Below are 12,301 nucleotides of genomic sequence, written 5' to 3' on the forward strand. Positions count from 1 at the left end.
TTGTCGCGGCTGTTGCACCCGAATCGCCGGTCTGGCGGCCGATGATTGGCGCTACAATGCCGTCGAACAGTTATTCTAATCCGCCCGCCAAGAGACACATGTCTACTCAAGCCTCTTCCAAAGCCAAGCTCCGCGAAGCCGCACTCGACTATCACGAATTCCCGACCCCCGGGAAGATCGCGATCGCCCCGACCAAGCAGATGATCAACCAGCGCGACCTCGCGCTCGCGTACTCGCCGGGTGTGGCGTATGCGTGCGAAGAGATCGTCGAGAATCCGCTCAACGCGGCGCGCTTCACCGCGCGCAGCAACCTGGTCGGCGTCGTCACGAACGGTACGGCGGTGCTCGGTCTCGGCAACATCGGCCCGCTCGCGTCGAAGCCGGTGATGGAAGGCAAGGCCGTGCTGTTCAAGAAGTTCGCGGGCATCGACGTGTTCGACATCGAGCTGAACGAGTCGGACCCGCACAAGCTCGTCGACGTGATCGCCGCGCTGGAGCCGACCTTCGGCGGGATCAACCTGGAAGACATCAAGGCGCCGGACTGCTTCATCGTCGAGCGCGAAGCGCGCAAGCGGATGAAGATTCCGGTGTTCCACGACGACCAGCACGGCACCGCGATCGTCGTGGCCGCGGCCGTCACGAACGGCCTGAAGGTCGTCAACAAGGACATCAAGAAGGTCAAGCTCGTCGCCTCCGGCGCGGGCGCGGCCGCGCTCGCGTGTCTCGACTTGCTGGTCGACATCGGCCTGCCGCTCGAGAACATTATCGTGACCGACCTGGCTGGTGTGGTCTACAAGGGCCGTGCCGAGCTGATGGATCCGGACAAGGAGCGTTTCGCGCGCGAAACGGAAGCCCGGACGCTGGCCGAAGTGATCGACGGCGCGGACATCTTCCTCGGCCTGTCGGCCGCGGGCGTGCTGAAGCAGGAGATGGTGAAGGGCATGGCCGAGCGCCCGCTGATCCTCGCGCTTGCGAACCCGACGCCGGAAATCCTGCCGGAACTCGCACTCGAAGTGCGTCCGGACGCGGTGCTCGCCACCGGCCGTACCGACTACCCGAACCAGGTCAACAACGTCCTGTGCTTCCCGTTCATCTTCCGCGGCGCGCTCGACGTCGGTGCGACGACGATCACGCGTGAAATGGAGATCGCGGCCGTGAACGCGATCGCCGAGCTCGCACAGCACGAGCAGAGCGACATCGTCGCGACCGCGTACGGGATCCAGGACCTGTCGTTCGGGCCCGAATACCTGATTCCGAAGCCGTTCGATCCGCGCCTGATCGTGAAGATCGCGCCGGCCGTTGCGCAGGCCGCGATGGACGGCGGCGTCGCGACGCGCCCGATCGAGGACATGGAGGCGTACCGCGTCCACCTGCAGCAGTTCGTGTATCACAGCGGCACGACGATGAAGCCGATCTTCCAGATCGCGCGCGCCGCGCCGGAAGAGAAGAAGCGCGTGGTGTTCGCGGAAGGCGAAGAAGAGCGCGTGTTGCGTGCCGTTCAGATCATCGTCGACGAGAAGCTGGCCAAGCCGATCCTGATCGGCCGCCCGTCGGTGATCGAGCACCGTATCCAGCGCTACGGCCTGCGCCTGACGCCGGGCACCGATTTCACGGTCGTCAACACCGAGCACGACGAGCGCTACCGCGACTTCTGGCAGACGTACTACAAGATGATGGCGCGCAAGGGCATCAGCGAGCAGCTCGCGCGTGTCGAAATGCGCCGCCGCACGACGCTGATCGGCTCGATGCTGGTGAAGAAGGGCGAAGCGGACGGGATGATCTGCGGCACGATCAGCACCACGCACCGCCACCTGCACTTCATCGACCAGGTGATCGGCAAGCGCCCGGGCTGCAGCGTGTACGCGGCGATGAACGGCCTCGTGCTGCCGGGCCGCCAGATTTTCCTCGTCGATACGCACGTGAACGTCGATCCGACCCCGGAGCAATTGGCCGAGATCACGATCATGGCGGCGGAAGAAGTGCGCCGCTTCGGCATCGAACCGAAGGTCGCGCTGCTGTCGCACTCGAACTTCGGCACGAGCAATGCACCTTCGGCGAAGAAGATGCGCGATACGCTCGCGATCCTGCAGGAACGCGCGCCGGAGCTGAAGGTCGACGGCGAGATGCACGGCGACGTCGCGCTCGACGCGGCGCTGCGCAAGGAAATCCTGCCGGAATCGACGCTGGAAGGCGAAGCGAACCTGCTGATCCTGCCGAACATCGACGCCGCGAATATCGCGTACAACCTGCTGAAGACGGCCGCCGGCAACAACATCGCGATCGGGCCGATCCTGCTCGGCGCCGCGCAGCCGGTGCACGTGCTGACCGAATCGGCGACCGTTCGCCGCATCGTCAACATGGCGGCGCTGCTGGTCGCCGACGTGAACGCGACGCGCTGAGCCCAAACGAACGCGCCAGGCCGGTCGAACCGGCGTGGCGCGTCGGGAAAAATTGTAAACAAAAGCAAAAAGAGGCGTGCCCGCAATGGGCACGCCGCCGGGCAGGACGCAAACGCGCTTCCCGCAAGCAACAAGCAGCATCTCTCCACTCCAGACGGCGAGCGAGGCAGGGAGGCAGTTCCTGCCATCAGCGAGATGCCGGCTCCATTTTAGCCTATGTAAGATAAATGTAGTGTAATTTCGGTAAGAAATGCGCCATTCCGGGTATCACGGCGCTTTCGATTCCCAAACGGACATTGATTCGCGCGGCCAATAACGCTACGCTAACGCCTTTGTTGGTCGTCAACTACTTGATTTAACAGCGGGAACCCTGGTTCATGGCACGCAAGTGGCTCCGCAACGGCGCGCTCGCGTCCGTCTTCGCGATGTTCGCGATGGGTATCGTCGGCACGCCGACGGGCAGTCTGGTTTCCGCCGCTTACGCACGGGAGGCCGTTCCGGCCGACGTGGCCGCCAGCGGGCTCGATACGATTCCGGCTGCCAGTCTTCCGCGCGAGGCCGTGACCACGCTGGGCCTGATCGGCGCGGGCGGTCCCTATCCGTACGAGAAAGACGGCGTCGTATTCGGCAACCGAGAGCGGATCCTGCCGAAGGCGAAGCGCGGCTACTACCACGAGTACACGGTGCCGACGCCGCGTGCCCGCAATCGCGGGGCGCGCCGGATCGTCTGTGGCGGGCCCTTGCGCCGGATCGACAACTGTTATTACACGGGCGACCACTACAACAGTTTTAAACGTATTGTTGAATGACTTCGGGACGAATGGCATGAGCGACTCCATCTACGCGCACGATACGGCGGCGGCGGAACTGTTCGCGGCCGGCGACGGCAATCTGTTTCAGCGCGTGATTCAACTTCACGCGGCGGCGCAGGCTGGCGGTACGCTGGAGCAACAGGAAGCCGAACCCGGGCTTTCATCGAACGAGGAGCCTATGAGCCTTTTCACGACCGTGCGACCCAATCTCGTGCAGTCGATCCGCGCGTTCCGCGTGCAGGATCTCGCCGACGAAGCCACCCGGCTCGGCCAGCACTTCCTGTTCGCGTATTGCGGCGCCGCGCAGTCGAAGCAGGAAGTGATGGAAACGATCGCGACGTCGTTCCTGTTTCCGAAGCATTTCGGGAAGAACTACGACGCGCTGTACGACTGCCTGACCGACCTCGTCGCGAAGGCCGGCGCGCAGCCCGGCTTCGTGATCGTCCTCGAAGGGCTGCCGATCGCGCAGAAATTCGACAAGGAAGGGCGCGAGACGCTGCTCGACGTGTTCCGCGAGGCGGCCGAGTTCTGGGCCGAGCGCAAGGTCGCGTTCCGCGTGTTCTACTCGTTCGCGTAAGCACGCATCGGCTAGCGGCCGATTCGGCAAGAAGCCCGCCTCGAGCGGGCTTTTTTGCGCCTGCGCGATGCGCAGGCACCGCCGCCGCATGGCACTTGCTGACATTGGCCTTTCATCTGGCGCCATTTTTCGAGACAATCTCGGTCGGCCCGGCTGCGGCAGCCGCCGTATCGGGTGCGTACAACAAACCATCGAGAGAGGGCTGTCTTCCCATGAGCATTTCCCGTTCCGCGCGCGCCGTCGTGCTGCCCCTGCTGGTCGCGGCCGGCGCCGCGCATGCCGCGCCGCTGACGCCCGAACAGACCGTCGATCTTTATATCGGCGCACTCGTCAACGGCGACGTGTCGAAAGCCCGCGAATTCAACGACGCGGTACGCACGAGTTACAGCGGCAAGGACGCGCTCGATATCGACGTGCTGTCGAACATGGGCGAGTCGATGCGCAAGGACATGGCCGACGGGATGCTGGCGTCGATGCCGCCGAAGGCGAGTGCCGCGTTGCGTCCGTCGGTCGAGAGCATGGCCGCCGCGTATCAGCGCGCGCTCAATCGCTCGGAATGCAAGACGACCGGGTCGTCGTTGCGACCGAATTCGGCCATCGAGGGCGAGACGATCGCGACGGTCGAATTCGCTTGCCGTGTGCCGGATGCGGGGCCCGGCGGGAAGGCGCTGGAGGCGAAGCTGGGGCCGAATCGGCGCCTGAAGAACGAGGCGGCACGCATTGCCGCGTTCAAGACGGTCTTCTCGGGCATCGCGCAGGTGCTGGACGACGCGCCGGTGACGCGCCCGGTGACGGGCAAGATCGACGTCTACAGCCTGAAGGACGGCGGCTGGACGACCGGTAGCCCGCAAGACGTGCTGACGCCGGTGCTCGATACGTTGTCCGATGCGATGCCGCAAGGTTCGTCGAGCGACAAGTAACGCGCGATCAAGCGCGGCGTCAGCGTCGCGTGCGGGCGGGGCAGTGCCGTGCCACCGCGCGGTGGCATGCCCCGCTCGTCACCACCCGCCCCAGCGTGCGGCGAGCGCCGCGAGCACGGCCGCGCCGGCCGTCTCGGTGCGCAGCACGCGCGGCCCGAGCGACAGCGCGGTGAAGCCGCGGGCGCGCGCCGCGTTTTCCTCGTCGGGCGACAGCCCGCCTTCAGGGCCGATCAGCAGGGTGACGGTTGCGGCGGGCGGCACGTCGGGCAGCGACGCGAACGGGATGCTCGCACGCGGCGACAGCAGCAGCCGCAGCTCGCCGTCGGCCGGTGCGGCCGGCAGCGTATCGAGCCACGCGTGGAAACCGGCGACCGGCGCCACGTCGGGCACACGGTTGCGTCCGCACTGTTCGCACGATGCACGCACGACACCGCGCCAGTGCGCGACGCGTTTGTCGGCGCGTTCGCCGGACAGCTTCACGACGCCGCGCGCGGTCGACAGCGGCACGACCGCCGCGACGCCGAGCTCGACGGCCTTCTCGATTACCCAGTCCATCTTGTCGCCGCCGGCGATCCCTTGCGCGAGCGTCACGCGATAGGGCGGCTCGGCTTCGGCGGGCTCGAACGTTTCAATCTGCGCGATCGCGCTGCGCTTGTCGATCTCGACGAGCCGGGCGCGGTACTGGCCGCCGGTGCCGTCGAACAGCGCGAGCACGTCGCCGGGCTGCAGGCGGAGCACCTGGGCGTGGCGTGCGACGTCGGCGGGCAATGCGAGCGTGGTGTCGACGCGCAAAGCGGCGTCGACGAAAAAGCGCGGCACGGCCGCGGTGGTGGTGGCTTCGTTCATGCGTGTTGCGGTGTCGGTCATGCGTCGAGACGGTGTCCAAGCGCCCATCGGTAGCCGTCGAGATCCTCGATCTGCGCGAAGCGGTCGCCCCAGAACTGGTCCTGCGGCGCACTCAGCGATTTCGCGCCCGCGTCGAGCGCGCGCTGCCAGGTGGCGTCGACGTCGTCGACATACAGATAGAACGATTGCGGCGCGGTCGTGTTCGCGCTTTTCGGCGTGAGCGCGGTCGAGCCGAACGCGCCTTCGGGCGCGAACATCACGATCAGCTGGCCGCGATAGGTCATCTCGACATGCATGATCGCGCCGTCCTCGTCGTGCACGTCGCGCAGCTCGAAGCCGAACGCGGCCTTGAAGAAATCGATGGCCGCGCGTGCGTTGCGAACAGCCAGGTAGGGCGTCAACCAAGGCACGTTGGCCGGACGTGGATCGGTCATGAAAATCTCCTGTGAAACCAGGGTGGCACGGCATCCGGGGCGTTCCGATTCCGTGTTTCGCACGGCGAACCATGCGGAACCTCGGTGGGAAAACGGAACGATGCGGCCGCCCGGACGCTCAGCGGCGAACGCCCAGTGTATCGCGCAGCGCGCACGGCAGGGCAAACAGGGACGCATGCAGCCGCGCATCGTAGTAGCGCAGTCCGTGGACGCGGCGGGCCGCGAGCCGATCGTCGATGTCGTGCGCGAACAGCGCGGCCGCGTCGAGCGTGTCGCTCGCAATCGCCATCAGCCACTGCGAGCCGTACAGCGGGACGTGCGCGGACAACGGATCGACGACCGCGAAGCTGGCGCGCAGGTCGTCGAGCAGCGCGGCGATGCGCGCTGCGTGGAACACCGGCGAGCCGAGATGCATCGAGATCGCGCCGCACGGCGTGAGAATGCGCTTGAGCCGCGCGTAGAACGCCCGCGTATAGAGGCCGGCCGCCGGCGAATCGGGCGGCGTGAGATCGAACACGACGAGATCGAAATGCTCGACGGTCGACTCGACGAAATGTGCGGCATCGCCGATCACGACCTCGACGCGCGGGTCGTCGAGCGCGCCCTGGTGCACGTCGTCGAGATAGCGGCGCGCCATCCCGACCACCTCGTCGTCGAGTTCCGCGATCACGATCCGCTCGATGCACGCGTGCTTGAGCAACTGGCGTGCCGCGCCGCCGTCGCCGCCGCCGAGCACGAGGGCCTTCTTCGGCGACGGGTGCGCGAGCGCGGCCGGGTGCGTCATGCACTCGTGATAGACGTACTCGTCGCCGACCGACGTCATCGGCCGGCCGTCCAGCGTGAACAGGCGGCCGAGCTGCGGGGTTTCCCAGACTTCGATCTGCTGGTGCGCGGACGCGACGTGCGCGAGCCGCCGGGCATTCGGGAAGCCGTAGGTGGCGTGGGGCGTAGGGTGAAAGAGAAGCGTGGTGCTCACGGGCGGGCCATTGGGGCAGGCAGTTCCGACGTCTGAATTATAGGAGGCGGGCGGTTTGACGGAAAACCGTGCCTGAACACTACGCGCCGACAAGGGAAATGTCAGCCCATCTGTTAAAATGACGAGCTTTGCAGCCCCGTCCGTAGGCTCCGTCCGCTTCGCGTCCGTCAGGCGCCGCACCGCGCGCCGGGAACGATTGACGCTCGAGCTTCCGGATGCCGCCGTGCCCCCGTTTCCTCGACTCGTTCTCCGGACTCGACATGACGACTTCGTCTCCCGCCTCCACCACTCTGATGGCCAACGCGATCCGTGCGCTCGCAATGGACGCCGTCCAGCAAGCGAACTCCGGCCACCCCGGCATGCCGATGGGCATGGCCGAAATCGGCGTCGCGCTCTGGTCGCGCCATCTGAAGCACAACCCGACGAACCCGCACTGGGCCGACCGTGACCGCTTCGTGCTGTCGAACGGCCATGGCTCGATGCTGCTGTACTCGCTGCTGCACCTGACCGGCTACGACTTGCCGATCGAGGAGCTGAAGAACTTCCGCCAACTGCACTCGAAGACGCCGGGCCACCCGGAATACGGGATCACGCCGGGTGTCGAGACGACCACCGGCCCGCTCGGCCAGGGCCTCGCGAACGCGGTCGGCATGGCACTCGGCGAAGCGCTGATGGCCGACGAATTCAACCGTGACGGCGCGAAGATCGTCGATCACCACACGTACGTGTTCCTCGGCGACGGCTGCCTGATGGAAGGCATCTCGCACGAAGCCTGCTCGCTCGCGGGCACGCTGAAGCTGAACAAGCTGATCGCGCTGTACGACGACAACGGCATCTCGATCGACGGCGACGTCGTGAACTGGTTCCACGACGACACGCCGAAGCGCTTCGAAGCGTACGGCTGGAACGTGATCCCGCACGTGAACGGCCATGACGTCGACGCGGTCGACGCAGCCATCGCGAAGGCGAAGCTGTCGGACAAGCCGACGCTGATCTGCTGCAAGACGGTGATCGGCCAGGGCGCAGCCACGAAGGCCGGCGGCCACGACGTGCACGGCGCGGCGCTCGGCGCGGAAGAAATCGCGAAGACGCGCGAAGCGCTCGGCTGGAAGTGGGAGCCGTTCGTGATTCCGCAGGAAGTCTACGCGGCCTGGGATGCAAAGGAAGCCGGCAAGCGCGCTGAAACCGAATGGGACGCGACGTTCGCTGCATATCGCGCCAAGTTCCCGGCAGAAGCCGCCGAATTCGAGCGCCGGATGGCCAACCAGCTGCCGGCCGACTGGGCCGAGAAGGCTGCGGCGATCATCGCCGGCGCGAACGAGCGCGGCGAGACGGTGGCGACCCGCAAGGCGTCGCAGCAGGCGATCGAAGGCCTGGCTGCCGCACTGCCCGAACTGCTCGGCGGCTCGGCCGACCTGACCGGCTCGAACCTGACCAACTGGAAGGCGTCGAAGGCGGTTCGCGCGAATCCGGAAGGCCCGGGCGTCGCGCTGGGCAACCACATCAACTACGGCGTGCGCGAATTCGGCATGAGCGCCGCGATCAACGGCCTCGCGCTGCACGGCGGCCACAAGCCGTTCGGCGGCACGTTCCTGACGTTCTCCGACTACAGCCGCAACGCACTGCGCGTCGCCGCGCTGATGAAAGTGCCGTCGATCTTCGTGTTCACGCACGATTCGATCGGCCTCGGCGAAGACGGCCCGACGCACCAGTCGATCGAGCACGTGTCGAGCCTGCGCCTGATCCCGAACCACGACGTATGGCGTCCGGCCGACACGGTCGAGACGGCCGTTGCCTGGACCCACGCGATCGCCGCAGACCGTCCGTCGAGCCTGATCTTCAGCCGCCAGAACCTCGCGTTCAACCCGCGTACCGATGCGCAGATCGCGAACATCGCGAAGGGCGGCTACGTGCTGAAGGACTGGGACGAAGAGATCGTCGCGCGCAAGATCATCCTGATCGCGACGGGCTCGGAAGTCGAACTCGCGATGAAGGCCGTCGAGCCGCTCGCGCAGCAGGGCATCGCGGCCCGCGTCGTGTCGATGCCGTCGACCAACGTGTTCGACCGCCAGGACGCCGAATACCGCGAACGCGTGCTGCCGCACGGCGTGCGCCGCGTCGCGATCGAAGCGGGCGTGACGAGCTTCTGGCACAAGTACGTCGGCCTCGAAGGCGGCGTCGTCGGGATCGACACGTTCGGCGAATCGGCGCCGGCCGGCGTGCTGTTCAAGTACTTCGGCTTCACCGTCGAGCACGTCGTCGAGACCGCGAAGGCCGTACTGGCCTAAAAGCATTCGCGACGCGCGCCACCCCTCGCGCGCGTCGCACCGTGAAGCTGCACGAAACGAATTTTTTCAGCCATCAGGAGATAGACCATGACGATTCGCGTCGCAATCAACGGCTACGGCCGTATCGGCCGCAACACGCTGCGCGCGTTCTATGAAAACGGCAAGAAGCACGATCTCGAGATCGTCGCGATCAACGACCTGGGCGATGCGAAGACCAACGCGCACCTGACCCAGTACGACACCGCGCACGGCAAGTTCCCGGGCGAAGTGTCGGTCGACGGCGACTACCTCGTCGTGAACGGCGACAAGATCCGCGTGCTGGCGAACCGCAACCCGGCCGAACTGCCGTGGGGCGAGCTCGGCGTCGACGTCGTGATGGAATGCACGGGCTTCTTCACGACGAAGGAAAAGGCGAGCGCGCACCTGAAGGGCGGCGCGAAGAAGGTGATCATCTCGGCACCGGGCGGCAAGGACGTCGACGCGACGATCGTCTACGGCGTGAACCACAACGTGCTGAAGGCCGAGCACACCGTCATCTCGAACGCATCGTGCACGACGAACTGCCTCGCGCCGCTCGTCAAGCCGCTGAACGACAAGATCGGCCTCGAAACCGGCCTGATGACGACGATCCACGCGTACACGAACGACCAGGTGCTGACGGACGTCTATCACGAAGACCTGCGCCGCGCGCGTTCGGCTACGCACAGCCAGATCCCGACGAAGACGGGCGCGGCTTCGGCCGTCGGCCTCGTGCTGCCGGAACTGAACGGCAAGCTCGACGGTTACGCGATCCGCGTTCCGACGATCAACGTGTCGGTTGTCGACCTGTCGTTCATCGCGAAGCGCGACACGACGGTCGAGGAAGTCAACGCGATCATGAAGGAAGCATCGGAAGGCGCGCTGAAGGGCATCCTCGGCTACAACGACGCACCGCTGGTGTCGATCGACTTCAACCACAACCCGGCTTCGTCGACGTTCGACGCGACGCTGACCAAGGTGTCGGGCCGCCTCGTCAAGGTGTCGAGCTGGTACGACAACGAGTGGGGTTTCTCGAACCGCATGCTGGATACGGCTGTCGCATTCGCGAACGCGAAGTAATCCCGAACGTTGCGCGGCCGCCGCGAGGCGGTGCGCGCAGCGTACGAGCCCGGCCGGGTTTTCCGGCCGGGCTTTTTTTTATGGCCCCGATGCCGCCGTCACCTGCTCGAGCGCGGCGACGAACGCCCGCTTCAGCGGGCTGTCGAGGTCGGTCCACGCAAGGCCGATGCCGGTACGATGCCCGGCCAGGTCGAGCGGCCGCGCGAGCACGTTCGGCGGCAGCGCGCTGGCCGCTTCCGCCGGGATCAGCCCGATCCCCATCCCCGCCGCGACGAGCGCGAGCATCGTCGTGAATTCCCCGAACTCCTGCGCAATCTCGAGCGTCGTGCCCGCGCGGCTCAGCGCGAGCAGCATGTCGTCGTGAAAGCCCGGCGCGTAACGGCGCGCGAGCACGAACGCCGGCTGGCCGCGCAGCGCGGCCGGTGAAATCGCGTCGTGCGCGGCCAGCGGATGGTCGAGCGGCAGCGCGACGACGAACCCTTCCTCGAGCACCACGCGCGTGTCGATGCCCGCATACGCGGCCGGCAGCCGGATCATCCCGAAATCGATCCGCCGGTCGCGCAGCGCGGCGATCTGGTCGGGCGTCGGCATGTCCTTCAGTTCGAGCGTGATCAGCGGATAGCGCTCGCGCATCGTGCGCAGCACGGCCGGCAGCAGCGTGGGCAGCACCGACGACACGAACGCGATCCGCAGCGTGCCGATTTCGCCGCGGCTCGACAGCCGCGCCATCTGCTCCGCGCGCGCGGCCTGCTGCAGCGTGGCGCGTGCCTCGGGCAGGAACACGCGCCCCGTGTCGCTCAGTTCGACCTTGTGCCGGTCGCGCTCGAACAGGCGCGCACCCAGTTCTTCCTCGAGTGCCTTGATCTGCATGCTCAGCGCAGGCTGCACGATGAACAGGCGCTGCGCGGCGCGCCCGAAATGCAGTTCCTCCGCGAGCGTGACGAAGGCGCGCAATTGCTTGAGTTCCATGGTCGGCGGGCACCCGTGGGCGGTAATCAGATTTCATGATAACCGGATCAAAAACAACCATTGGCGCGATGCCCGGCGGCGAGCCGAAGATAGCGTCAACGCGAGACCGGCCGCGACGGGCCGCCGGCTCGACTGGCACGAGGAGACCTCCATGACCCACGCGCTTGACCGGTTCCGCCTCGACGGCCGCCGCGCACTGATTACCGGTTCCGGACGCGGGATCGGGCTGACGCTCGCCCGCGGGCTCGCCGAAGCCGGCGCCGCGATCGTCATCAACGATCGCAATGAGGAGAAGGCCGCGACGCTCGCGCGCCACTTTCGCGAGGAAGGTTTTGCTGCCGACCATGCCGTGTTCGACGTCACCGAGCATGCGCAGGTGCGCGCGGCGATCGACGATGTCGAGACGCGCATCGGCGCGATCGACATCCTCGTGAACAACGCCGGCATCCAGCGCCGCGCGCCGCTCGATACCTTCGAACCGGACGACTGGCAGGCACTGATGCGCGTGAACCTCGACGGCGTGTTCAACGTCGCGCAGGCCGTCGCGCGGCACATGATCGCGCGCGGCCGCGGGAAGATCATCAACATCTGCTCGGTGCAGAGCGAGCTCGCACGGCCGACGATCGCGCCGTATGCGGCGACCAAGGGCGCGGTGCGGATGCTGACGAAAGGGATGTGCGCCGACTGGGCGCGCCACGGCATCCAGGCGAACGGCCTCGCGCCCGGCTATTTCGAAACCGAACTGAATCGGGCGCTGGTCGATGACGCGGCGTTCTCGGACTGGCTGTGCAAGCGTACGCCGGCCGGCCGCTGGGGGCGCGTCGACGAGCTGTGCGGCGCGGCGATCTTCCTCGCGTCGGCCGCATCCGATTTCGTGAACGGCCAGACGCTGTTCGTCGACGGCGGCCTGACCAGCGCCGTCTGAGCGGCGGCGCTTGCGCCGTGTGCGCAGCGCCGTTGCGCCGGCTCGCGCCGGCATCCG

Annotated in this window: 11 protein-coding genes; 7 read left to right on the forward strand and 4 right to left on the reverse strand. The window is 66.6% G+C overall.

Annotation, left to right across the window (positions count from 1 at the left end):
* Positions 1–98 precede the first annotated feature (98 nt).
* The 4 genes from ACWMMN_RS02905 to ACWMMN_RS02920 all read left to right on the forward strand — a co-directional run bounded on the left by ACWMMN_RS02905 (position 99) and on the right by ACWMMN_RS02920 (position 4,708).
* Positions 99–2,399 carry an NADP-dependent malic enzyme gene (locus tag ACWMMN_RS02905; protein ID WP_256085553.1) on the forward strand — a complete coding sequence of 767 codons (2,301 nt, stop codon included), beginning with the start codon at positions 99–101 and terminating at the stop codon, positions 2,397–2,399.
* A gap of 377 nt (positions 2,400–2,776) precedes the next feature.
* Positions 2,777–3,208 (forward strand): guanyl-specific ribonuclease, encoded by a 432-nt coding sequence (locus ACWMMN_RS02910; protein WP_174993280.1) that lies wholly within the window; start codon positions 2,777–2,779, stop codon positions 3,206–3,208.
* A gap of 16 nt (positions 3,209–3,224) precedes the next feature.
* Positions 3,225–3,788, forward strand: a complete 564-nt coding sequence (locus tag ACWMMN_RS02915; RefSeq protein ID WP_059236200.1) for a barstar family protein — start codon at positions 3,225–3,227, stop codon at positions 3,786–3,788.
* 212 nt (positions 3,789–4,000) lie between these two features.
* On the forward strand, positions 4,001–4,708 hold the full coding sequence (locus tag ACWMMN_RS02920) for a hypothetical protein (RefSeq protein ID WP_174993279.1): 708 nt from the start codon (positions 4,001–4,003) through the stop codon (positions 4,706–4,708).
* A gap of 78 nt (positions 4,709–4,786) precedes the next feature.
* Here ACWMMN_RS02920 and ACWMMN_RS02925 read toward each other — a convergent pair whose 3' ends face one another.
* The 3 genes from ACWMMN_RS02925 to speE form a co-directional block, all read right to left on the reverse strand.
* On the reverse strand, positions 4,787–5,554 hold the full coding sequence (locus tag ACWMMN_RS02925) for a 16S rRNA (uracil(1498)-N(3))-methyltransferase (RefSeq protein WP_174993278.1): 768 nt from the start codon (positions 5,552–5,554) through the stop codon (positions 4,787–4,789).
* A gap of 17 nt (positions 5,555–5,571) precedes the next feature.
* On the reverse strand, positions 5,572–5,988 hold the full coding sequence (locus tag ACWMMN_RS02930; RefSeq protein WP_059236196.1) for a VOC family protein: 417 nt from the start codon (positions 5,986–5,988) through the stop codon (positions 5,572–5,574).
* 118 nt (positions 5,989–6,106) lie between these two features.
* Positions 6,107–6,964 carry a polyamine aminopropyltransferase gene (gene speE, locus ACWMMN_RS02935; RefSeq protein ID WP_059236194.1) on the reverse strand — a complete coding sequence of 286 codons (858 nt, stop codon included), beginning with the start codon at positions 6,962–6,964 and terminating at the stop codon, positions 6,107–6,109.
* Between the two features lie 215 nt (positions 6,965–7,179).
* Between speE and tkt the strand changes: the two genes are divergently transcribed.
* Together tkt and gap are read left to right on the forward strand one after the other, a co-directional pair.
* Positions 7,180–9,252 carry a transketolase gene (tkt, locus tag ACWMMN_RS02940; protein WP_059236192.1) on the forward strand — a complete coding sequence of 691 codons (2,073 nt, stop codon included), beginning with the start codon at positions 7,180–7,182 and terminating at the stop codon, positions 9,250–9,252.
* Positions 9,253–9,339: 87 nt separating this feature from the next.
* Positions 9,340–10,350, forward strand: a complete 1,011-nt coding sequence (gene gap, locus ACWMMN_RS02945; protein ID WP_014898111.1) for a type I glyceraldehyde-3-phosphate dehydrogenase — start codon at positions 9,340–9,342, stop codon at positions 10,348–10,350.
* A gap of 78 nt (positions 10,351–10,428) precedes the next feature.
* On the opposite strand, the gene ACWMMN_RS02950 is transcribed toward gap, so the two are convergent.
* Positions 10,429–11,319 carry a LysR family transcriptional regulator gene (locus ACWMMN_RS02950; RefSeq protein WP_059236188.1) on the reverse strand — a complete coding sequence of 297 codons (891 nt, stop codon included), beginning with the start codon at positions 11,317–11,319 and terminating at the stop codon, positions 10,429–10,431.
* A gap of 151 nt (positions 11,320–11,470) precedes the next feature.
* Here ACWMMN_RS02950 and ACWMMN_RS02955 point away from each other — a divergent pair, with 151 nt between their 5' ends.
* Positions 11,471–12,244 carry an SDR family NAD(P)-dependent oxidoreductase gene (locus ACWMMN_RS02955; protein ID WP_059236186.1) on the forward strand — a complete coding sequence of 258 codons (774 nt, stop codon included), beginning with the start codon at positions 11,471–11,473 and terminating at the stop codon, positions 12,242–12,244.
* Positions 12,245–12,301: the final 57 nt, after the last annotated feature.

Source organism: Burkholderia cepacia complex sp. TUM26381 (assembly GCF_057439935.1).